The organism is Bradyrhizobium sp. JYMT SZCCT0428 (genome assembly GCF_018131075.1).
GTDB lineage: Bacteria > Pseudomonadota > Alphaproteobacteria > Rhizobiales > Xanthobacteraceae > Bradyrhizobium.
Genome location: NZ_JAFCLS010000005.1, coordinates 1 through 21,771 on the forward strand (window position 1 = coordinate 1; position 21,771 = coordinate 21,771).

Here is a 21,771-nt window from a genome sequence, read left to right on the forward strand (position 1 = left end):
CGGTGGACGCTGGTTCACGTCTGACGACGGCGTGGGTTTAGCGTACGGCAAAACCGTGTGGTCCTGGCACCCGTTGCAGGTGTCAAGCTGTCGGAGAAGCGCAAGCGGAAACGGCGGCGACGGAGTCAACCAAGAACTCGTCTCCGGGGAGATCACGGCATAAGCCGTAAAGCCATTGCGCAGGGAAGGCCGGGTGTTCTCCGCTGCCCTGTATGCTCGTGTGCAGCTTTTTTAGTGCAAACCGCACACGGGACCGCGGGTGCAGCGCGCACCCGGTCTTCCCTGCGCCCTCTGTTTGAAGAGGGCGGGAAGTTTCCAGCAAACCTCGGGCGCAATGCGTCGCGAGAATAATTTTTGTCGTCCCGGACAAGCGAGCGCAGCGAACGCGATCCGGGACCCATACGCCGCGGCCCCTGTTGTCGAAAAAGAAAGATAACGACCTTCGTGCAAAAGCAACTGCTGCCGGTGGCTATGGGTCCGGGCTCAAGGCCGGGACGACAGTCATTGCGCCGAAACGCAATTCACCCACAGCACGACAGCCTTGGCCTTGTCGGACGGATTGCTGAAGCGGTGCGGGCGGCGGCTGGCGAACCGGAAGCTGTCGCCGGTCTTGAGCGTCCAGCTTTCGGCATCGACCGTGAGTTTCATTTCGCCTTCGAGCACCAGGCCGGCTTCCTCGCCGTCATGCGTATACAATTCGTCACCGGTGCTGCCGGCGGGCTCCATGTGGACCAGAAACAGATTGAGACGGCCTTCCGAGCCCGAGGGGCTGAGCAACTGCTTGGAGATGCCGGTGCGCCACAAATTCAACTCGGCGCGCTGCGGTTCGCGGGTGACGATGGCTTCCGGGCCGCTTGCGGCGGCGTCCTTGGCGCCGAACAGGCCGGCGATGCCGACGCCCAGCACGTCGGCGATGGTCGCCAGCACCCGCAGCGAAGGCGAGGACAGGCCGCGTTCGATCTGGCTGAGAAAGCCGATCGACAGATCGGTGCGGGCGGCGATCACCTCGAGCGACAGCTTGCGGCTTCGCCGCAGGTCGCGGAGGCGCTGCCCGACCGCGACGTCCACCGCCGGCTCGGCCTTGACGGCCTTCTTGCCCATGCGCTTGCCGCCGCTCACGTCAAACCGCGTCCTTCATGTGTATGAAAATCCTGCTTGCGCAATTCCGGGCAATGTGTCCATAATTTCATGGTTGTGAAAATAGGCTTGGACGGCGAAACCTGCAACTGGCTTGTTGAGATGAGGCACATTCGCCGCCCGGTGCCCAAACAGTTGAGGGGTACGATGCTTTTCAAACGTCTCGTTCAGGCCGCGACCGCGGCGCTCGTCCTTGCCGCCGCCACGCCTTCATCGGCGCAGCAGGTGCTCAAGGTCGGCTCGACCCCGACCGGCGTGCCCTTCACCTTCCTCGAAACCAAGTCCAACAGCATTCAGGGCGTGATGGTCGATCTGATCACGGAGATCGGCAAGGACGCCGGCTTCCAGGTCCAGATCGAACCGATGCAATTCTCCGCGCTGGTGCCGTCGCTGACGTCGAACAAGATCGACATCATCTCGGCGGCAATGTTCGCCACCGCCGCGCGCAAGGAAGTGATCGATTTCTCGGAGGCAGTCTACACCTATGGCGAGGGTCTCGTGGTGCCGAAGACCGACGCCAAGAACTATGCCTCGCAGGAAGATCTGAAAGGCGAGGTTGTCGGCGCCCAGGTCGGAACGGCCTTCGTCGATGCGTTGAAGAAGACGGGATTGTTCAGTGAGGTCAAGGTCTACGACACCATTCCTGATATTCTGCGTGATGTGAATGCGGGCCGCCTCAAGGCCGGCTTCGCCGACTTCCCGATCCTCGCCTACAATCTGAAGCAGGGCGCGTTTGGCGAAGTCAGGCTGGTGGATTCCTACAAGCCGGTCACCGTCGGCACGGTCTCGATCGGGGTCCGCAAGACCGACCAGGAACTGCTCGGCAAGATCAACGCCTCGCTCGCCAAGCTCAAGGCCAATGGCGCCCTCGACAAGATTCTCGACAAATGGGGTCTCAAGCCCAAAGCTTCCTGATCGAGCCCCTTGATGCGGCATAGCGTTTTCGAGCGAAGTGGATACCGGTTCGCGTAAAGAAAACGCGTCAAAAAATAAAGCCGGCAACGCGTGATGAACTGATGCAAAATTTCCTGCGCGATGCCGTCGAGTTCATGCCGATCCTGCTGCAGGGCGTCTGGCTGACGGTCGTCGTCACCATCGGCTCGCTGCTGCTGTCGACCGTTCTGGGCCTGCTATGGGCCCTGATGCGGGTCTCCGGCATCCGCGTCCTGACGGCCTTAAGCGAAGGCCTGATCAACGTGATCCGCGGTATCCCGATCATCGTGCTGCTGTTCTACCTCTATTTCGTGATGCCCGATTTCGGCGTCGCGCTGACGGCGCTGCAGGCCTCGATCATCGGGCTCGGCATCGCCTATTCGGCCTACCAGGCCGAGAATTTCCGCGCCGGCATCGAGGCGATCGACAAGGGGCAGATCGAGGCGGCGCAGACCATCGGGATGGGCTGGTGGATGACCATGCGCCGCGTGGTGCTGCCGCAGGCGGTCAGGATCGTGCTGCCGCCCTATGGCAACGTCATGATCATGATGCTGAAGGATTCCTCGCAGGCCTCCACCATCACGGTCGCCGAACTGGCGTTGCAGGGCAAATTGATCGCTTCCTCGACCTTCAAGAACACCAGCGTGTTCACGCTGGTCGCGCTGATGTACCTCACCATGAGCATCCCGCTGATCCTGCTGGTTCGCCATTTCGAGAACAAGGCGAAGCGCAAATGATCGAGCTCAGCAACGTCCATAAGAGCTTTGGTTCCAACGAGGTACTGAAGGGCATTACAGCTTCGGTTGAGAAGAGCGAGGTGGTCTGTATCATCGGTCCGTCAGGCTCAGGCAAGTCGACCATCCTGCGCTGCATCAACGGCCTGGAAAGCTACGATTCCGGCGAGATCCTGGTGGAGGGGGCAAAGGTCGATAACAAGGCGCCGTCGATCGTGGCGATCCGGACCCAGGTGTCGATGGTGTTCCAGCGCTTCAACCTGTTTCCGCATCGCACCGCGCTGGAGAACGTTGTCGAAGGACCGATCTATGTGAAAAAGGAACCGCCGACCGAGGCGCTCGAGCGCGGCCGCGCGCTGCTGGCGCAGGTCGGCCTTGCCGAGAAGGCCGACGCCCATCCGGGTCAGCTTTCCGGCGGTCAGCAGCAGCGCGTCGCCATTGCCCGCGCGCTGGCGATGCAGCCGAAGGCGATCCTGTTCGACGAGCCGACCTCCGCGCTCGATCCTGAACTGGTCGGCGAGGTGCTCGGCGTCATGCGCAAGCTCGCCGATGACGGCATGACCATGGTCGTGGTCACCCATGAGATGGGCTTTGCCCGGGACGTCGCGGATCGCGTGCTGTTCATCGACGGCGGTGTCATCGTCGAGCAGGGGGCGGCGAAGTCCGTGCTTAATGCGCCGCAGCACGCGCGGACCCAGGATTTCCTGCACCGCGTGCTGCATCCCCTGTGAAACGAATTTGCCGAACCTGATGAACTTGACCCATCAATCCCTTGCCCTGCCGCCGAGCCTTTATGCGGACACCGCCGTTGCGCCGGTCCCGACGCCGCCGCTCGATATCGACAAGACCGTGTCGGTGGCGATCATCGGCGGCGGCTTTGCCGGATTGTCGACCGCGCTCCACCTTGCTGAAGCGGGAACCGACGCGATCGTGCTCGAAGCTCAACAGCCCGGCTGGGGCGCATCGGGCAATAATGGCGGCCAGCTCAATCCCGGCCTGAAGCTCGACCCCGATACGATCGAGGCGACGTTCGGCGCGGATCTCGGCCGACGCATGATCGCTTTCAGCTACAACACGCCGGTGTTTACCCTCGACCTGATCCGTCGTCTTGGCATTGAATGCGAGGCGCGGCAGAACGGCACGCTGCGCGCCGCCTATCATCCGTCCAGCACCGCGGGGGTTGAAACCACCGCCGAGCAATGCATCCGGCGCGGCATGCCGGTCACGGTACTCGGCCGCGACGCCGTCCGCGATGCGACCGGGACGGACCGCTATCTGCTGGCGATGCGGGATGCGCGCGGCGGGGACGTGCAGCCGCTGAGCTACGCGCGCGGTCTGGCGCGGGCGGCGATGGCTGCCGGTGCCGCCGTTCACGGCGAGACCCCGGCGACCTCGCTGCGGCGCGAAGGCGGACGATGGCGCATCGAGACTCCGCGCGCGGTGGTTCGCGCCGAAAAAGTCCTGATCGCCACCAACGGCTTCACCGACGACCTCTGGCCGGACCTGCGCCGCACCATCGTGCCGGTATTCAGCTCGATCGCCGCGACCGAGCCTTTGCCCGAGGATGCCGCGCGAAAAATCATGCCGACGCGGTCGGTGCTGTACGAAAGCGGACATATCACCGTCTATTATCGCATCGATGCGTCGAACCGCCTGCTGATGGGTGGCCGCGGCCCGATGCAGTGGATCAAGGATCCGGCCCCGGTCTCGTACCTCATGCGTTACGCGGAACAGCTTTGGCCTGGAATCCGCGGCACGCGCTGGACGCACGGCTGGAACAGTCGCCTCGCCATGACCCCGGATCACTACCCGCATGTGCACGAACCCGGCGCCGGCGCGCTGGCCTATCTCGGCTGCAATGGCCGCGGCGTCGCGCTCGCAACCGCCATGGGGCAACAGCTCGCGAAACGGCTGATCGGCGGTGAGAAGGCCGAGATCGACATGCCGATATCAGGCTTGAAGCCGATACGTTTCCACGCCCTGTGGCCGGTGGCGGTCAAGAGCGTGGTGATGACGGGCCGGATCCGCGATCGCCTGGGACTTTAGGACATGAAGAACATCACGATCGGCGTGATCGGCGCCGGGCTGATCGGGCGCAAACATCTGCGCAAAATCGCCGAGCGGCACGACTACGAGCTCGTCGGCATCGCGGACGTGAATGCCGATGCGGTCTCCGCCGAGCACCCCAGGACGCGCGTTTTCGCCGAATACCGTCAGTTGCTTGACGAAGCACGGCCGGAAGCCGTGATCATCGCTTCCCCCAACCAGCTTCATGCGGAGAACGGCATCGAATGCGCCCGGCGGGGCATTCATTTCCTGATCGAGAAGCCGGTCACCGATACGCTCGAGACGGCGGCCACCTTGATCACGGAAGTGCGAAAGGGCGGTGTCAAATCGCTGGTTGGACATCACCGCCGCCATCATTTGCCGGTCAAGACGCTGCAAGCGCTGCTGCGGGATGGCCGGATCGGGGATATCGTCGGTGTATCGGCGATCTGGGCGACGCATAAGCCGTCGGATTACTTCAAGATCGCGCCGTGGCGGAGTGAGGCTGGCGGCGGCCCGATCCTGATCAACCTGATCCACGAGATCGATTTCCTGCGCTACACCGTCGGCGAAATCGTTGCCGTCGAAGCCATCGCGTCGAATCGCCAGCGCGGCTTTGCGGTCGAGGATAGCGCCGCCGCGCTGATCGAATTCGACAATGGCGCGCTCGGCACCTTTTTCATCAGCGACAGCGCCGTCTCCCCCTGGACGACGGAGCAGGGTCTGGGTGAGGCGCCGGAATTCCCGTTCAGCGGCGAAAGCAGCTACCGCTTCATGGGCCGTCGCGGTGCGATCGAGTTTCCCGAACTCGTCCAATGGACGCAGGCGGGCGACGCGCAGGACTGGAACAAGCCGATCCAGGCCCAGCGCCTCCACGCGCCAACGATCGATCCCTATGTCGCCCAGCTCGATCATTTCCGCGATATCATCCGCGGCACCGCTTCCTCGTTGCAGCCGGTCGAGGACGGCGCGCGGTCCCTGCTCGCAACGCTTGCGATCGCCGAGGCGGCCACCGTCGGGCGGCGCATCGACTTGCGGGAGCGGTATGCGGCGCTTTCGCCATAGGTCCGCTCAGAATCAGTGAAAGTTATCGGAGACCAGAGATAACAATTGGTCCAAATGGTTGAAAAAGAAGATGCTTTAGCTCTATCGTGCGGCCCTCGGGACGCGCCTGGGACCTTCCGGAGCTAATTGCATGACCAAACGCTCGATCGCCACGGTTTCGCTGAGCGGCTCGCTCGACGAAAAGCTGCGTGCCATCGCCGGGGCCGGATTCGATGCGGTCGAGATCTTCGAGAATGACCTGCTGACGTTCAACGGCAGCCCCCGTGACGTCGGGCAGCTCTGCCGCGACCTCGGCCTTTCAATTTGCGCGTTCCAGCCGTTTCGGGATTTCGAGGGCATGCCCGAGCCGCAGCGCGCCCGCAACTTCGCGCGCGCCGCCCACAAGTTTGATCTGATGCGGGAATTGGGGACCGACTTGCTGCTGATCTGCAGCAATGTTTCACCGGCGTCCCTAGGGGGAATCGACCGCGCCGCCGCGGATTTCCGTGCGCTTGGCGAACTCGCGGCTTCGCACGGCCTGCGCGTCGGCTTCGAGGCGCTGGCCTGGGGGCGCCACGTCAATGACTATCGCGACGCCTGGGAAATCGTGCGCCGCGCCGATCACAAATCGATCGGGGTCATTCTCGACAGTTTCCACGCGCTGGCGCCGGGATTTCCGGTTAGCGCGATCCAGTCGATTCCGGCGGACAGGATCTTCCTGGTTCAGCTTGCCGACGCGCCGAAGCTTGGTCTCGACGTATTGTCCTGGAGCCGGCATTTCCGTTGCTTCCCGGGGCAGGGCGACCTGCCGGTGGGGGCCTTCATGGACGCTGTGGCCGCGACCGGATACAGCGGCCCGCTGTCGCTGGAAATATTCAACGATCAGTTTCGCTCCGGCTCGCCGGTCCGCACCGCGACCGATGGGTTGCGTTCGCTGATCTTGCTGGAGGATGAACTCGCCAAGAGTTCGCCCAAGGCATCGGCGCCGAGGCTGCAGCCCAAAGCGCAGAGCCGCGGCGTCGGCTTCGTCGAATTCGCCGTCGATGAAGCCAAAGCGCGGAGCCTGTCGGCGCTGCTCGGCCAACTCGGCTTTCGCAAGACCGGTTCCCACCGCAGCAAGGATGTCGAACGCTGGTCGCAAGGCCATATCGAGCTGGTCATCAATTGCGAACCGGACGGCTTTGCGCATTCGCACTACGTCACGCACGGCCCGGGCGTCTGCGCCATCGCGATCGACATCGATGACGCCGGGAAAACCATGGCCCGCGCGGAAGCGCTGAACGCGCACACCTTCTATCAGCCGGTTGGGCCCGGTGAGCTCGAGATCCCCGCGATCCGGGGCGTCGGCGGCAGCCTGCTGTATTTTCTGGAGGCGGCGGGCAAGAACTGGGACACCGATTTCGAACCGTTGCGCAGCGATGCCGCGAGCGACCGTCTCGACGCGGTCGACCATATCTCGCAGTCGATGCCTTATGACGAGATGCTGTCCTGGCTGTTGTTCTACACCGGCATACTCGATCTGCAGCGCCTGCCGCAGATGGAGATCGCCGATCCGGTCGGGCTGGTGCAGAGCCAGGCGCTGATCAACGGCAATCAGGGCTTGCGCGTGATCCTGAACGGCTCGTCGGCGACGCGGACGCTGTCGGCCCGGTTCATCAACGAATTCTTCGGCTCCGGGGTCCAGCACATCGCATTTTCGTGCAGCGATATTTTCACAGCCGTCGCGGACATGCGCTCGCGCGGCGCGGATTTCCTGAAGATTCCGGACAATTATTACGACGATATCGAAGCCAAATACGATCTCGATGCCGCGACGATGACAGCCTTGCGCGACAACCAGATTCTGTACGACCGCGAAGGCGACGGCGAATTCTTCCAGGTCTACACCCACACCTTCGATGACCGGTTCTTCTTCGAGATCGTCCAGCGGCGAGATTATCAGGGATTTGGCGCCGCCAATGCCGCGGTTCGCCTCGCGGCGCAGACGCGGGAGTCGCGGCCCTTGACCATTCCCCGCGCGTGAAAAAATCTAGAGCGCGATCGATCCGATACTCGCGCCACCGCACACATAGAGCGCCTGGCCGGTAATGAAATCGGCATCGCGGCTCGAGAAGAACATCACGGCGCGCGCCACGTCACTCGGCCGGCCGATGCGGCCGACCGGTATAGAGCGGGCGAGTTGATCGAGCTTCGGGCTGCCCTGCGGAATGACTTCGTGGAACATGTCGGTCTCGACCGGTCCAGGTGCCACTACATTGACCGTGATGCCGTGCGCTGCGGTTTCCAGCGCCCAGGTCCGCGCCATGCCGAGCATGCCGGATTTCGTCGCCGAATAGGCGGTGCGGGTGGCAGCGCCAAGCGCGGCGCGCGAGGCGATCAGGACGATGCGTCCAAAATGCCGTTGCTTCATGCCGGGCAACGCGGCTTGAACCAATGTCAATGCGGCGCCGAGATGAAGCTGGCTGAGCGCTGCGATGTCATCTGGCGTCACCTGTTCGATCAGATTGGGCCGGATGATTCCGGCATTGTGGACGATGTGTGAGACGGGGTGCCGTGCAGCGATATCCCGGGCAGCATCCGCCGTCGCCTTCGGATCGAACAGATCCACCAGAACCGGCTCCAGCCGTTCATGCGACCAATCCGGCTGGCGCCGGTCGAGCGAGATGACTTGGTGACCCGCAGCCAGCATCGCCTCGGCGATGGCCCGGCCGATGCCGCCGCTGGCGCCCGTGACGATGGCGACGTTGCTCTCGCTCATGATTCCCTCATCCGGCCTTCTGAACCGGCCGCTTCTTCAGCGCTCGTGTATCGACGCACTGATCAGAACCGATCGTCGCGGCGATCAGTTCCTTGAGCGCGCCGCGCTGGATCTTCTGCGTCGAGGTCAGCGGCAGCGCGGACACGAACGCGACATAGCCGGGCGCCTTGTAATAGGCGAGGCGGCTCAAGCTCCATGCGACGAGATCAGCCGCGATCTTGTTGCGTGATGCGGCGTCCGGTGCAGGTCCCTCGCTCACCACGCAGGCGAAGACCTCGTCGCCCCGCACCGGGTCCGGGGCAGGCGCCACCGCAACCTGCCTCACGGCGGGGTGCTGCATCAGCACGCTCTCGACTTCGACCGCCGAGATATTCTCGCCGGAGCGGCGGATCACGTTCTTCTTGCGGTCGACAAAATGAAACGCCCCATCCGGTCCACGCCGCACCACGTCGCCGGTGTGAAACCAGCCGCCATCCCAGGCCTCCGCGGTGGCCTCGGGGTCCTTGAGATACTCGCGGAAAAAGCCGTAGCGCGGCGCCGCGCCGGCATGGCGCACCAGAAGTTCGCCGGGCTCGTCGACGCCGGCGTCTGCGCCACTATCAGTAACGATGCGGGCCTCGAGTTCGGATCCGAGGCGGCCGAAGCAGCTTGTGCCGGTGTGGCGCGGCTCCTGGGAGGCGACGACGACGGCGCCAGCCCCGGTCTCGGTCATTGCCCAGGCCTCGACCAGCGGAAAGCCGAACCGCGCCTCAAACGGATCGTGCAGCGCCTTGTCGACACCGGCGCCAAAACCGAAGCGCACGCCATGGCGCTTGTCGTCCGCGCTTTCGGGCGCGCCCATCAGCATCGGCGGCATCACGCCGAGATAATGCACGATGGTGGCGCGGCTATCCTTGACGCTGGCCCACCAGCTCTTGGGGTGGAAACGGTCGAGCACGATCAGGCAGCCGCCGGTGGTCACCATCGCCATCGCGGAATAGGCCATCGCATTCATGTGGAATACCGGCAGCGGCGTGAGCATCCGTTCGGAGCCATGGTTCAGCGCGATCAAGCCGCCGACCGTGGCGTACCAATGTCCGGCATAGAGAAAATACTCGTTCGGCAGCACGCAGCCTTTGGGCCGGCCGGTGGTGCCGGACGTGTAGAGCAGGGCGCACTCGCTGTCGCGATCGGGCGTGCCCGGCTGTGGCGCCGAGGCGTGGATCGCCGCCGGTTCGGCATCCGGTCCAACGACGGGAATGTTGCAGCCGATCGCCTTGGCGGCGGCCGCGACATCGTCCTGACGCTGTGGGATCACGACCGCCGCGACGATCTCGGAATGGCCGATCAGTTCCAGTTCGGCTGCGCGCATGTCCGGATTGATGGGCACCAGCGACACGCCGAGCGCATTGAGTGCAAACCAATGCAGGAAGAAGCCCGGGCGATTCTCCATGAGAATACCGACCCGATGGCCGCGGCCGTAGCCCTTGGCGCGATAGGCATCGGTCAGCGCGCTGATCCGCGCCAACCCGTCACCATAGCTGATCTCGCCGGTCGCAATGCCATAGGCCTGCGCTGTCTCGGGCAGTACCGCGAGAAACGGCTTGTCCCCGTGGCTCGCCGCGGCGCGTGTAAACGCCTCGAAGACGGTTGCGGGAGACTCGATCGGGAGCTGCATCACCGTCTCACATGAACAACTGGATGTTGCCGAAGGCGGCATCGCAATTGACGATGTCGACCCGCTTCAGCTTGATCTTGAGCGCGCCGTCGACCACGGCCAGGGTGTGCGTTGCCCAGGCCGCGTAGAGATCCTGCTGGTCGAGGCGCGTCTCGACATAATGCATCGGCGTCCACGTAACATATTCGTTGGTCGCCTCGTTGCGGCTGTCGACCTGCGGCGTCTGCAGCACATGATGGCAGCGGCTCTTCGGCTTCTGCGAGAAGGTGCGGTTGCCCTTGAGCCGCTCGACGCGGATCTTGAGCAGCAGCTTGTCCTCGTACATCAGCGACGTCGTCAGCCGCGGATCAGTCTGGCCCCATTCGAGCGGCATCCAGTAAAAACCATCCTCGGCGAACAGATCGAGCCATTCCTCAAAACGATGCTGGTCGATCAATCGGGTTTCGCGAATGACGAAATCGATCAATTGCTGGTCGGTGGGCGCGGTCATGGCAGCACTCACATCGACATCGTCATGAATTTCGACCAGGCGCGGAACTGGTTCCGCATCTGCCATTCAGTGGTGCCGTTGGTGACGGCCGTCGTGTCCGGAACTTCGGAAGGATCATAGAGGCGCTGCAGATTGACCCATTGATTGGCGTCAACATGCAGGCCTTCCTGGGCGCGTTCGTACATTTCGAGATCGTCATGGCCGACCACAGAAGTGGGGGCGTTGATCAGCCGGTTATACATCAAGGTGCGTTCCAGCAGCATGTCCGGCGCATCGACCAGGCGGAAGGTCCAGCTTTCCACCAGCGTCTTGTTGGCCGCGATCGGCTTGAACACGCGCACCAGCTGGATCGGCCCCTTGATCATGATGTTGGGAAAATACACCGTGTTGTGGCGGTTCTCATCGAGGATCGCCTTGGCGCGTTCCTCGCCATGGGCAGCCGCCATCTTCTCGAAATAGCCGGGCACCGCGGAATAGTCGGAATGGATCGAGTGATGCACGCCGGTATGGCCGTGACCATTGGGCCAGACGCGGATGCCCATGTTCTCGAAGAACTCGTAAGGCGCCATGAAGGGCGCGTAGATCTCCACTGCCATCGGCTTCTTGGCGCCGGGGGGAGCATTCTTCCACACCTCGATCGCGGTGCCGGCCGACGATTCATGCGCGACCATGGGATGGCAGGTGTCGGTCTGGTTCTCGACCAGCATTTTCCAGTTGCAATTGTGCATGTAGCGCAGCACGCCGCCGGCGACTTCGAGCCGGCCGGCAGGGGAACGGTCGACCATGTTGTCAAAACTCGACAGGCTGTCGCCGAAAAATTCCTCGAAGCCGGGGCCGACATCGTTGAGTTTTGCAAATACGAAGCCGCGATAGTTATGCACGTGTTTGACCGGGCTCATGCCACGCCCAGCATGGCTCTGTTCGACGCCGGTGTTCTCGTAACCCTTCTTCAGGGGGATCGCGAGCAGCGAACCGTCGGTCTTGAAACTCCAGGCGTGATAGGGGCAGCGGAAGAATTTTCCGGTGTTGCCGCAGGATTCGGTGGTGATGCGGGTGCCCTTGTGCGGGCAGCGATTGTGCAGCACCTTCACGGTGTTGTCGGTGTGGCGCACCATCAGGATCGGCTGGGTGCCGATAGTGGTGCCGTAATAGTCGCCCGGTTTCGCGACCTGGCTGTCATGGCCGACATAGGCCCAGGTGTTGGCGAAGACATGCTCCATTTCGAGCTGGAACACCTCTTCGTCGATATAGACGTCGCGATGAACCTCGGTCTCGCGCACGAGGCCTTTGATTGCTTCGAGATTTCCGCGATATCTGGCCATCAACACCTCCTCAGGAATCAAAGATCGAGCACGAGCCGCGGGCTTTTCGACCGCGAGACGCAGATTTGCATGAGTTTGCCGGCCGCTTTCTCGGCATCGGTCAGGATGTAGTCGCGATGGTCAGGCGTGCCCTCGATTACGCTGACCTGGCAGATGCCGCAATCGCCGCGCTGGCAATCATGCATGGGATCTTCACCCGCTTCGATCAGCACGGCGAGAATGGTCTTGTCGGGTGGAATAAGGAAGGTCTTGCCGGAACTGTTCAGCACCACTTCGAACGGCTGGTCACCGGCGAGGGGGGCGGCGGTGGCAAAAATCTCGAACCGCAGGCGACCGTCGGCCCAGCCGAGGTCCTTGGCGCTCTGGATTGCCGTATCGATCATCGGCTTGGGTCCGCAGACATACAGCGGTTCATCAGAGGTCAGCGAGGTCATCAGGCCTTTGACGTCGAAGATGCCCGCCGTGTCGTCGGTGTGAACGCTCAAATGCTCGCCGCACAGCGCCTCGCTTTCGCTAAGAAAGGCAAGCTGGTCGCGCGAACGGCTGGCATAGATGAAGCGGTAGGGATGCTTGCTGGCGGCGAGCGTCGTTGCCATCGAGAGCACGGGCGTCACCCCGATGCCACCGGCAAGCAGCACGATGGGTTTCGACGCCGGCTCCAGCGGAAAATTATTCCGGGGTGCCGCGACTGAGAGAACGTCGCCGACCTTGAGCGCGTGCATGAATTGGGAGCCGCCCTGGCTCGGCTGTTCCAGCCGCACGCCGAGACGGTAGGCGTGCGGGCGCGTGGTCGCTGCCGGATCGAGCGAGGTGTTGATCAGCGAGTAGGAGCGTTCGCCGCCATCGGGCAGGCGTACTTTGACATGCGCGCCGGCCTCCCAGGAGGGCAGCGGCTCGCCGTGCGGACGGGCGAGCATGATCGCGCGGATCAAGGCGGTCTCCGCCTGGATATCGGTCACGGTGAGGTCGAACTGGTCCATCGTATCAATCACAGAAAGGTTTCAACCGTGGCAAGCGCGCCGTCGAGCGCCTTGCCCTCTTCATCGGCGAGTGCCGCCTTGCAAAGGCGGCGCAGCCATTGGCCGCCATCAGCGCGACCGGCGAGACGCGGTGCAACCGCGATCACCCTGTCGAATTTCGAGGCGCCGCGCGCGTGGGTGTCGGAATAGCCCTTCACCAGCCGGCGCGCCTCAAGAATGGCGACGGCGAGTTCGTAATCCTTTGCGGCGGTCGTGCGGGCGAGATCGAGCCAGGCGTCGCGATGCGCGACTTCGCGCTTGTGACGCAGCGCGCCGCGACGAAAGCGTTTCATGCCACCCAGCACGTACAGCGGTAGGAACCAGCGCACGGTACCGGTCTGCACGCGTCGTCCGCGATTGACCACGCGATCGAGCGTCTTGCACAGGCCAGGCTTGCTTTCGAGCCAGAGGCCGAGGCCTGCGGGCAGCGTACCCAAAACTTCTTCCATGCGCGGATGCATGAATTCGGTGGTGTAGACGAGCTGATCGGGTTTCGCGAGAACATCGCCGCGGACGCGTTCGAACCGGCTTGCGCGGGTCTTGAGGTCGGCAACGCGGATGACGTCATCATAGGCCATGGCCACGGCGACGTGTTTTGCCGCCGCCCGCGTCAACGCAGGATCGCTGCCTTGTTCCAGGCGCCTAAAGCCTGCGACGAGATCGAGGTATTCCCGGCCATAGCCGACGTCCTGAAAATCGACGACCTTGCGCAAGCCTGCGGCGATGATGCCGTGCAGGGGCGCGGGGAAAGTCGTGCTTGCGTCGGCGACGAGTGCATCGAAGGCTGCGTCGCCGATTGGTGCGAGCGCCGGATACAGCTTGCCGGCTGAAGCCGGCTTGGGCGGCGTGGGCGGTGTCGCGGATGCGGCATCCGCCTGCGTGCGCTCAAAACCCGCCGCGAACGCGCGCAGGCTCGGCTCGATGCCGATGCCGGCGGCGCGGATCGTCGCTTCATAGGCCTCGCGGCCGAACGGGAGCGAGTCGCTGCCGGCGAGTGCGCCGAACAACACGGCCGAGATGGCGCTGCCGGTGCTGTCGGCGAGCGTGGCCATGTCGAAAGCGACAAAACGTTTCGCTGCGGCCTCTGCGGCCTCATAGACCTTGCTGGAATCGCTGATGCCGTCGCCGGGCACCAGCTTTTCCTGGATCGCGAACGAACGATGCGACGAGGCGATCAGCGTGGTCTTGTCTGGTGTGACGAGGCCGCGCTGGATGGCGCGGCCGGCCTCCATCAGTTCGGCGCCGACCACGACGTCGACTTCGCCCGGCACCGGCATCAGCGACAGAACCGGATAGGCGGCATCGGCGCGGGCAGGGATCATCTCGACATAATAGATGGTCGCGCCGGTGCGCTGGGCGACGCCGGGCACCGAGGTGGACTGCGCGATCCAGTTCTGGCTTTCCGCCAGCGCCACGATCCAGTCGACCAGCACGCCGCCGCCCTGGCCGCCCATCGCGAGCACGGCGATCGAAAGCGGTCGGGTCAGGTCGATGGCGGGGGGCTGCAGCATGATGTTCATCCGGTCGTGCCCTCAAACCAGCGCGAGACGGCGACGGTCGCGGCGTCGCTGCAGGAAGCCGATGATGCCGCCACGAAGCTTCGCCATGAACTGATCGATGCCGGTCGGGTTGTGGATGATGTCGGCACGGTAGAATGACGGGCATAGCACGGCGGCCTCGGCCACCTCGCCGCAATTGCCGCAGCCGACGCAGCTATTATCGATCGCGGCGACCGGATCGTCCTTCAGCGGATCGCTGGTGTGCTTCACCGAAAGCGAGGGGCAACCGGACAGCCGGATACAGGCATGGTCACCGGTGCAGACGTCCTCGTCGACGCCAAAGCGCTCGCGCACGACGCGCTCGCCACCCTTCACGGCCTTATTGAACAGCGGTTTGATCCGGCGCTGCTTGTTCAGCATGCATTCGGAGGAGGCGACGATGATCTTCGGTCCCTTCTCGGTGCTGGTGAGGGCTTCCTTCAACGTGTCGCGCATTTTGGTGACGTCGGAGGTGCGGTCGATCTGGCGCACCCATTTGGCGCCGATGCCTTTGACCGCCTCCGTGATCGGGTGATTGGTCGAGCGCGATTTGTTGTCGGCGCGGGACGACAGGATGTCCTGGCCGCCGGTTGCCGAGGTATAATGGTTGTCGACCACCAGGATGACGCCGTCATGCTGGTTGTAGACGGCATTGCCGATGCCGCTGTTCAGGCCGTTGTGCCAGAAGCCGCCGTCACCCATGATCGAAATCGAGCGCTTGTCGGCCTTCACATTGAACGCGGACGCCGAGGCCGGGCCGAGGCCGTAGCCCATGGTCGTCGCTCCGATGTTAAACGGCGGCAGGATCGAGAACAAATGACAGCCGATATCGGCGGCGACATGATGCGGGCCGAGATCCTTTTCGACCAGTTTCATCGCCGCAAAGATCGGCCGCTCCGGGCAGCCGATGCAGAAGCCGGGCGGTCGCGCCGGCACCACTTCAGCCAGCGCCTTGATCTTGTCGTGCGCCAGGATCGACGGGTCGTTCGGTGCGCGGATATGGTCCGGCAGTACTTCGGGAGCGGCGGAGGTGAGGAATTTACGAACACCGGCCGCCATCACGGCTGCGGTATACTCGCCGCCGATCGGCAACTCGCCCTTGCCGTAGATTTTTGTGGGTACATCGGCCTTGCGCAGAATCTTGTGCAGGGCCTGTTCGATGTAGTCAGGCTGGCCCTCCTCGACCATCAGCACCGCGCGCTTCGATTGGCAGAAGTCGATCAGCTCGTCGTCGATCAAGGGGTAGGTCACGTTCATGACGTAGAGCGGGATGCGGGTGTTGCCCCAGACATCAGCCAGGCCAAAACCCTGCAGCGCGCGAATGACGCCATTGTACATGCCGCCCTGCAGGATGATGCCGACGTCGTCTATGTCGCCCTCGAACACCTCGTTGAGCTTGCGCTCTTTTATGAAGGAAACCGCGGCCGGCCAGCGCTGCTCGATCTTTTCCTTCTCGTGCATGTAGGAGGCCGGCGGCAGCACGATACGGTTGGTGTCGCGGCGCGGATTTTCCAGCGCCTGCGCCATCGTGAACGCCGGCGGTTTGTTGTCCTTGGCGGCGAAGCGGCCATGGACGTGGCAGGAGCGGATGCGGACTTCGAGCATCACGGGTGTATTGGTCGCTTCCGATAGCTCGAATCCATCCTCGACCGCCTTGACGATGGATTCGAGGTTGGGGCGGGGATCGAGCAGCCAGATCTGGGATTTCATCGCAAAGGCGTGGCTGCGTTCCTGCATGATGGAGGAGCCTTCGCCGTAATCTTCGCCGATCACGATCAACGCGCCGCCCGTGACGCCGCCGGAGGCGAGATTGGACAGCGCGTCGGAGGCGACGTTGGTGCCGGCGGTCGATTTCCAGGTCACCGCGCCGCGGATTGGATACATCACGGAGGCGGAGAGCATCGCGGCTGCCGCCGCCTCGTTCGCCGAGGTTTCGAAGTGCACGCCGAGATCGCCGAGAATGTCCTGCGCGTCGGCCAAAACGTCCATCAGATGCGAGATCGGCGCGCCCTGGTAGCCGCCGACATAGCCGACGCCGGATTGCAGCAGCGCCTTGGTGATGGCCAGAATCCCCTCGCCATGGAAGGTATCTCCGTTGCCCAGTTTGAGGTCCTGGACTTCACGGGCGAAAGAGCGTTCAGCCATGACGCATTTCCTTCGGCTCAAACGACGGCGGAAGATCGGTCAAAATGCTAAACCGACATATTTTAAGTGTCAAATAATTATGCATTACACGGCACCCCGTTTCAGCCGGTAGCCGGCCGCTTCCCGATCCCAAGTCGATGCGGTCACGCCGCGCTCGCGCAGCTCGAATTTCCGGATCTTGCCGTTCTCGGTCCGCGGCAGGTCCGCGACAAAATCGATGAAGCGGGGCACCGCGAAATGGGGCAGCCGCGGCGCGCAGAACTGCATCAGTTCGACGGGCGGGATCGCCGCTCCCGGCCGCACCACGATCGCGGCCATCACTTCATCCTCGGCAAGTTCCGAGCGCACGGGAAAGACCGCCGTCATCTCGATGTCAGGGTGAGCCAGCAGCACCTGCTCGACCTCGTAGGACGAGATATTCTCGCCGCGGCGGCGGATCGCGTCCTTGAGCCGGTCCACGAAGCGGAAATAGCCGTTCTCGTCACGGATGACCCGATCGCCGGTATGGAACCAGAGATTCCGCCAGGCTTCCACGGTCTTCTCGGCCATGCCGAAATAGCCGCTCGCGAACGCAAACGGCTCGTCGGCGCGCAGCACCAGCTCACCGGCCTCGCCATCCGGCAATTCAACATCGCTAGTATCGACGACGCGGGCCTGAAAACCATTGACGATACGGCCCATGGTTCCCGGCTTTTGCGTTTCCGGCGATGCGCCGATGACGAAATTGGTTTCGGTCGAGCCGTAACCCTCGAGCAGCGTAACCCCGGTGCGCGCGGCAAATGCTGCGCCGAGACCCGCGGGAACGCCCGGTCCGAGTCCGGTGCGCACCCTGTGCCCGCGTTCGTCCGCTCGCGGTTCACCCGTCAGCAGGATCGGCACCATGGCTCCGAGCAGATAAATCACCGTTGCTTCGTTGCGGATCATGGCCGGCCAGAAGCCGGAGGCCGAGAAGCGCGGTTCGAGGACCATGTGCGCGCCGCTGAGAAGAGCCTGCGCGAAAGTATTGAGGGCATTGATATGGAACAGCGGCAGGGTCGTGCAAAGCACGTCGTCGGCCGTCAGGCCAAAAATGCGACCGGAGTGGATGCCCCACCAATAATATTGCGCATGCGGGCACATCACGCCCTTGGATGGGCCGGTGGTGCCGCTGGTATAGATGATCGCCAGTGTATCGCCGGGACTGACGGGCGCCGCCGAAATCGCGGCGGCGCGTGGCGGCATCGCCCCCATCGAGGGCGAGACACCGTCGGGTAGGGCGTCGGCGCCGATCACCCAGATCGAACCAAGCGAGGCCATGCCTTCGGAGACATGGGCCAGGCGTTCGACGAATTGCGCCTCGATCGCGAACAGCCGCGCGCCGCTATTGGAAAGGTAATAGCCGATCTGCGGTCCCATCGCGGCGGTGTTGATCGGAACCGCGATGGCGCCGATCCAGCCACAGCCCAAAACGATCTCCAGCATCTCCAGGCGATTGGAGCAGAGGATCGCGACCCGGTCGCCGGCCGCAACGCCGGCCGCGCGTAACGTCGCGGCACGGCCGGCCGCGATGTCGCGCGCCTCGCGGAACGTCCATGTATCGTTTGCGCACGAGAGCAACGGCCGGTCGCCGTGGCTGCCGGCCTGAATCTCGAGCATGCGCGGCAGCGTCCGGTGTTCCGGTGGCAGCGGAATCATCCCGGGCGCATGGAGGCTCATGGGCGGGGCGCTCCCGAAGGATTTGAAGGCACCAGCGCCAGCACGCGCAACGGGCTGCCGCTGCCCTGCTGGATCTTCAGCGGCGGCGCGATCAGCGAGGCACCGGTCGGCGGCAGCAGATCGAGATTGGTCAGGCATTGCAGACCATAGCGTCCGGCACCGTGCATGTAGTAGTGGCACGGATAGGGAGGCAGGAAATGCGCCGCCTGGCCCGCATCGGTGCCGATGGTTTCGGTGCCGAAGCCGAGCACGTCGCGCTCGCCAAGCAGGAAACGAACGGCGTCAGGATCGGGGCCGGGCGTGTGCTGCCCGACCTCGTCGAAATTCTGATAGGCCGCCGGATCGGTCTTCTTCGACCAGTCGGTGCGCATCAGCACCCAGCATCGCGGCGGAATCTTGCCGTGCACGGCTTCCCAGGCCTTGATGAAATCCGGCGTCAGCAGGAAGTCGGCATCTGCAGCGGATTCCTTCGAGCAGTCGATCACCACGGCGGGCGCGATGAAATCGGCGACCGGGATCGTATCGGTGGAGCTGTTGGGAAGGTCGCGCCCCGAAACCCAGTGGATCGGGGCGTCGAAATGCGTGCCGGTATGTTCGCCAAAGGACAAATTGTTCCAGTACCAGGCGCCGCCGCGTTCGTCGTAACGCGAAATCTCTTCCATACGGAAGGCGCGGCTCTGGCCTATTTCCGGCGGCATCACGATGCTCGGAAAATCGGGTCCGAGGGTCTGCGTCAGATCGACGATGCGGATCGCGCCGGTGGCGAGCGCCGTGGTGAAGCCTCTGAGAATTTCCATGCCGGGCGCTGGATCGTGCGGTTTCATCGGCCAAGCTCCCGTTCCAGTGCCTTGGGATTGTCGCGGAAACGGGCGAGCCAGTCCTGCGCGATATCGCCGGGATAGACGTCCTCGACCGATCCCTTGAGCGCGCCGACGATGGCGCGGGCGACAGCCGATGGCGCCAACTTCGGCGGCAGCAGCAGCTGATTCCATTCGTCGTCGATTGGTCCCGGAAAGATGTTGACGACCCTGATGCCGGCGACGCGCATTTCGGCACGCAGCGCCTGCGCGACCGAAAGGGCCGCGGCCATCGATGCCGAATAGGTCGCGTGCTGCGGAAAATTGGACAGCGCATAGATCGACAGCAGATTGACCCAGGCCACCGCGCTGGTTTCGCCATCGGCGCCACGCGCCTGCATGACCGGACCGAACGCCTGGGCCAGCCGCAACAGGCCGAAGCAGTTGGTCTCCATCTCCGCCCGTGCGGTTTCGACGCCGGCGCGACCGAAAATGCCAAACGTGCGATGGTGCTCGGCGGTGTTGATCACGATGTCGACCTTGAAGCCGAGTTCGGCGGCAAGCTCATTGACCGATTTGGTGTCGGTGACATCGAGCGGGACCAGCGTCACCTTTGGCAGTTCGGCGATCGCGGGCCAGCCCGGCGGATTCTTCCAAGGCTCGCAATGGCCGGCCCAGACGAGATCGGCGCCGGCTTCGAGCACCGCTCTTACGACGGCCTGGCCGACGGGTGACTTGGCGTCGGTAACCAGCACTTTGCGGAATCTTGGATCCGACGTGAAGTTGCGCAGCTTCGGCTCGTCGGCGAGTGCGGTATTGCCACCATCCGGCTTGGCGACGAGTGCGGCCTGGCCGGCGCGGTCGAGTACGGCTTCCACTATCACCGGCGACGGTGCCGGCCCGCAGCGCGCGTCGAGGTGGACGACGAGGCTGACGCCTTCGGCCAGACGGACCAGTCCAAGCCGCCAGGGCATGCGTTCGCGAAAGAACAGTTCCTGGGAATGATGCAACGTGGTCTCGCTGACGAGTTCGCCGCGTCCGCTCATCACAGTCCATTCGAGTTCGGCCGACAGACAGCGAACGCAGGCCTCGCGCGGCGGATATTGCACGGCGCCGCAAGCCGCGCAGCATTGCAGTTCGAGGTTGCCCAGCGCTGCGCCGCGAACGAGGCCGAGCGCAATCCGGCTGCGGCGGTCCGGCGGCAGCGTCGGCGCGCGCGTCTTCAGGATCGGGTTCTTGCGCTTGGGCCGTTTGATTGTTTCACTCATCATCAAGTCCCAATCATGTTGCGGCGAGAATGGCGGCGCCGGTGCATAGGCCGCGGTCGAAGTTGATCATGCCAAATCCGGAGACCAACGCATGGCGCGCGTTCTCGACCCGGGCGCCAAGCGACTGTCCCGTGACCTGCCGGAGCGCTTCGACGATCCCGAGCGTGCCGCCGGCTGCGCCGGCCTGGCCGACAGACAATTGGCCGCCGGAGGTGTTGAAGGGAAAGCTGCCATTCGCCTCGAACGTGTGGCGTCGAATGAAATCCGGACCTTCGCCCTTGCCGCAGAATCCGAGATCCTCGATCTGCAACATGCAGATCACAGGATAATCGTCATAGGCCTCGAGCAGGTCGATGTCTTCAGGCCCGATGCCTGCGCTTTCGTACAGGCGGTCGCGGTCCATTACCCAGCCGCCGCGGTGCTGCACCGGATCATCAGGGAAGGCGTTGTGCCGCTCGATGGCACCTCGCAGCCGCGCGTGCGGCAATCCGAGGCGCCGGGCCCGGTCTTCGCTCATGACAAGAAAGGCTTCGGCGCCGGCGCAAGGCATCACGCAATCGAACAGCCGAAGCGGGTCGGCCACCGGCCGGGCGTTAAGATACTCGTCCAGGGTCAGCGGCTTCTTGAACAGCGCATGGGGGAATTGCAACGCGTTCGAGCGCTGGGCGACGCAGAGCTTGCCGAAATCCTCAGGCTTCGCGCCATAGGTGCGCATGTAATAGGCGGTGAGGAAGGCGAAACTGGTATTCGGCCCGCCGGCGCCATAGGGATAGACCGCGTCCTGCGCAAACATGCTGAAGGTCGCCGTGCTGAGCCGGAAACTATCGACGTGATTGGTGTCGCCGGCGATGCAGGCAACGATCTCGGCGTCACCGGCCTGAACCGCGCGCGCCGCGCGGCGGAGGCTGACAATGCCGGACGCACCGCCCATCGGCACGTGATCGAGCCAGCGCGGTGAAAGGCCGAGGTGCTGGGTCAGGCCGACGGCGCTGTCGGGCGCCAATGTAAAACTCCCCACGCACAGGCCGTCGATTTCATCCTTGGAAATCCCGGCACCATCAACCAGCGCCTTCAGCGCGCGGGCGATGAACCAGTGGGCGCCGCGGATGGAGAAGCGCTCATAGGGCACGGTGACGGGAACCGCGACGGCGACCCCGTCGTAACCTGCGATGCGGTTTGTCATGGCGG

The 21,771-nt window shown here is 63.7% G+C and carries 18 protein-coding genes; 6 read left to right on the plus strand and 12 right to left on the minus strand.

The genetic code is table 11. The features are described 5' to 3' along the window. Positions 1–501 precede the first annotated feature (501 nt). The gene (locus tag JQ575_RS06405) at positions 502–1,119 is read right to left on the minus strand and encodes a cupin domain-containing protein (RefSeq protein ID WP_409364766.1); all 618 of its coding nucleotides are present in this window, start codon (positions 1,117–1,119) and stop codon (positions 502–504) included. Between the two features lie 165 nt (positions 1,120–1,284). Here JQ575_RS06405 and JQ575_RS06410 point away from each other — a divergent pair, with 165 nt between their 5' ends. The 6 genes from JQ575_RS06410 (at position 1,285) to JQ575_RS06435 (ending at position 7,917) form a co-directional block, all read left to right on the plus strand. After that, entirely contained in the window at positions 1,285–2,052 is a 768-nt protein-coding gene (locus JQ575_RS06410; protein ID WP_212032405.1) for an ABC transporter substrate-binding protein, read from the plus strand. Between the two features lie 101 nt (positions 2,053–2,153). Continuing rightward, positions 2,154–2,807 (plus strand): amino acid ABC transporter permease, encoded by a 654-nt coding sequence (locus JQ575_RS06415; RefSeq protein WP_212032406.1) that lies wholly within the window; start codon positions 2,154–2,156, stop codon positions 2,805–2,807. After that, positions 2,804–3,535: an amino acid ABC transporter ATP-binding protein gene (locus tag JQ575_RS06420; protein WP_212032407.1), complete on the plus strand. Its 732-nt coding sequence runs from the start codon at positions 2,804–2,806 to the stop codon at positions 3,533–3,535. The genes JQ575_RS06415 and JQ575_RS06420 overlap by 4 nt, the downstream gene beginning before the upstream one ends. Positions 3,536–3,554: 19 nt before the next feature. Next, on the plus strand, positions 3,555–4,850 hold the full coding sequence (locus tag JQ575_RS06425) for an FAD-binding oxidoreductase (protein WP_212032408.1): 1,296 nt from the start codon (positions 3,555–3,557) through the stop codon (positions 4,848–4,850). Between the two features lie 3 nt (positions 4,851–4,853). Beyond that, positions 4,854–5,915, plus strand: coding sequence for a Gfo/Idh/MocA family protein (locus JQ575_RS06430; RefSeq protein WP_212032409.1), 1,062 nt, complete (start codon positions 4,854–4,856; stop codon positions 5,913–5,915). 130 nt (positions 5,916–6,045) lie between these two features. Beyond that, the gene (locus JQ575_RS06435; RefSeq protein WP_212032410.1) at positions 6,046–7,917 is read left to right on the plus strand and encodes a bifunctional sugar phosphate isomerase/epimerase/4-hydroxyphenylpyruvate dioxygenase family protein; all 1,872 of its coding nucleotides are present in this window, start codon (positions 6,046–6,048) and stop codon (positions 7,915–7,917) included. Positions 7,918–7,923: 6 nt separating this feature from the next. On the opposite strand, the gene JQ575_RS06440 is transcribed toward JQ575_RS06435, so the two are convergent. The 11 genes from JQ575_RS06440 to JQ575_RS06490 form a co-directional block, all read right to left on the minus strand. Further along, a complete protein-coding gene (locus JQ575_RS06440) occupies positions 7,924–8,652 on the minus strand; it encodes an SDR family oxidoreductase (protein ID WP_212032411.1) in 729 nt (242 codons plus the stop codon). Between the two features lie 7 nt (positions 8,653–8,659). Then, complete coding sequence (locus JQ575_RS06445) at positions 8,660–10,309, minus strand: AMP-binding protein (protein WP_212032412.1); 1,650 nt, start codon at positions 10,307–10,309, stop codon at positions 8,660–8,662. 7 nt (positions 10,310–10,316) lie between these two features. Next, positions 10,317–10,799, minus strand: coding sequence for an aromatic-ring-hydroxylating dioxygenase subunit beta (locus JQ575_RS06450; RefSeq protein ID WP_212032413.1), 483 nt, complete (start codon positions 10,797–10,799; stop codon positions 10,317–10,319). An 8-nt stretch (positions 10,800–10,807) separates the two neighbouring features. Beyond that, complete coding sequence (locus JQ575_RS06455) at positions 10,808–12,121, minus strand: aromatic ring-hydroxylating dioxygenase subunit alpha (protein ID WP_212032414.1); 1,314 nt, start codon at positions 12,119–12,121, stop codon at positions 10,808–10,810. Positions 12,122–12,138: 17 nt separating this feature from the next. Beyond that, a complete protein-coding gene (locus JQ575_RS06460) occupies positions 12,139–13,101 on the minus strand; it encodes a PDR/VanB family oxidoreductase (protein WP_212032415.1) in 963 nt (320 codons plus the stop codon). An 8-nt stretch (positions 13,102–13,109) separates the two neighbouring features. Then, a complete protein-coding gene (locus tag JQ575_RS06465; protein WP_212032416.1) occupies positions 13,110–14,660 on the minus strand; it encodes an indolepyruvate oxidoreductase subunit beta family protein in 1,551 nt (516 codons plus the stop codon). Positions 14,661–14,672: 12 nt separating this feature from the next. Then, a complete protein-coding gene (locus JQ575_RS06470) occupies positions 14,673–16,823 on the minus strand; it encodes an indolepyruvate ferredoxin oxidoreductase subunit alpha (protein WP_212032417.1) in 2,151 nt (716 codons plus the stop codon). Between the two features lie 84 nt (positions 16,824–16,907). Then, positions 16,908–18,518 carry an ATP-dependent acyl-CoA ligase gene (locus JQ575_RS06475; RefSeq protein ID WP_212032418.1) on the minus strand — a complete coding sequence of 537 codons (1,611 nt, stop codon included), beginning with the start codon at positions 18,516–18,518 and terminating at the stop codon, positions 16,908–16,910. Further along, a complete protein-coding gene (locus JQ575_RS06480) occupies positions 18,515–19,342 on the minus strand; it encodes a cyclase family protein (RefSeq protein ID WP_249166474.1) in 828 nt (275 codons plus the stop codon). Before JQ575_RS06480 ends, JQ575_RS06475 begins: the two co-directional genes overlap by 4 nt. Continuing rightward, complete coding sequence (locus tag JQ575_RS06485; protein WP_212032419.1) at positions 19,339–20,583, minus strand: SDR family NAD(P)-dependent oxidoreductase; 1,245 nt, start codon at positions 20,581–20,583, stop codon at positions 19,339–19,341. Before JQ575_RS06485 ends, JQ575_RS06480 begins: the two co-directional genes overlap by 4 nt. 13 nt (positions 20,584–20,596) lie before the next feature. Beyond that, positions 20,597–21,766: a thiolase family protein gene (locus JQ575_RS06490; protein ID WP_212032420.1), complete on the minus strand. Its 1,170-nt coding sequence runs from the start codon at positions 21,764–21,766 to the stop codon at positions 20,597–20,599. Positions 21,767–21,771 lie beyond the last annotated feature (5 nt).

Excerpts from the sequence above, each read along its gene's own strand:
- JQ575_RS06410 (WP_212032405.1), top strand. The coding sequence starts at position 1,285 with ATGCTTTTCAAACGTCTCGTTCAGGCCGCGACCGCGGCGCTCGTCCTT.
- JQ575_RS06415 (WP_212032406.1), top strand. The coding sequence starts at position 2,154 with ATGCAAAATTTCCTGCGCGATGCCGTCGAGTTCATGCCGATCCTGCTG.
- JQ575_RS06420 (WP_212032407.1), top strand. The coding sequence starts at position 2,804 with ATGATCGAGCTCAGCAACGTCCATAAGAGCTTTGGTTCCAACGAGGTA.
- JQ575_RS06425 (WP_212032408.1), top strand. The coding sequence starts at position 3,555 with ATGAACTTGACCCATCAATCCCTTGCCCTGCCGCCGAGCCTTTATGCG.
- JQ575_RS06430 (WP_212032409.1), top strand. The coding sequence starts at position 4,854 with ATGAAGAACATCACGATCGGCGTGATCGGCGCCGGGCTGATCGGGCGC.
- JQ575_RS06435 (WP_212032410.1), top strand. The coding sequence starts at position 6,046 with ATGACCAAACGCTCGATCGCCACGGTTTCGCTGAGCGGCTCGCTCGAC.
- JQ575_RS06440 (WP_212032411.1), bottom strand. The coding sequence starts at position 8,652 with ATGAGCGAGAGCAACGTCGCCATCGTCACGGGCGCCAGCGGCGGCATC.
- JQ575_RS06445 (WP_212032412.1), bottom strand. The coding sequence starts at position 10,309 with ATGCAGCTCCCGATCGAGTCTCCCGCAACCGTCTTCGAGGCGTTTACA.
- JQ575_RS06450 (WP_212032413.1), bottom strand. The coding sequence starts at position 10,799 with ATGACCGCGCCCACCGACCAGCAATTGATCGATTTCGTCATTCGCGAA.
- JQ575_RS06455 (WP_212032414.1), bottom strand. The coding sequence starts at position 12,121 with ATGGCCAGATATCGCGGAAATCTCGAAGCAATCAAAGGCCTCGTGCGC.
- JQ575_RS06460 (WP_212032415.1), bottom strand. The coding sequence starts at position 13,101 with ATGGACCAGTTCGACCTCACCGTGACCGATATCCAGGCGGAGACCGCC.
- JQ575_RS06465 (WP_212032416.1), bottom strand. The coding sequence starts at position 14,660 with ATGAACATCATGCTGCAGCCCCCCGCCATCGACCTGACCCGACCGCTT.
- JQ575_RS06470 (WP_212032417.1), bottom strand. The coding sequence starts at position 16,823 with ATGGCTGAACGCTCTTTCGCCCGTGAAGTCCAGGACCTCAAACTGGGC.
- JQ575_RS06475 (WP_212032418.1), bottom strand. The coding sequence starts at position 18,518 with ATGAGCCTCCATGCGCCCGGGATGATTCCGCTGCCACCGGAACACCGG.
- JQ575_RS06480 (WP_249166474.1), bottom strand. The coding sequence starts at position 19,342 with ATGAAACCGCACGATCCAGCGCCCGGCATGGAAATTCTCAGAGGCTTC.
- JQ575_RS06485 (WP_212032419.1), bottom strand. The coding sequence starts at position 20,583 with ATGAGTGAAACAATCAAACGGCCCAAGCGCAAGAACCCGATCCTGAAG.
- JQ575_RS06490 (WP_212032420.1), bottom strand. The coding sequence starts at position 21,766 with ATGACAAACCGCATCGCAGGTTACGACGGGGTCGCCGTCGCGGTTCCC.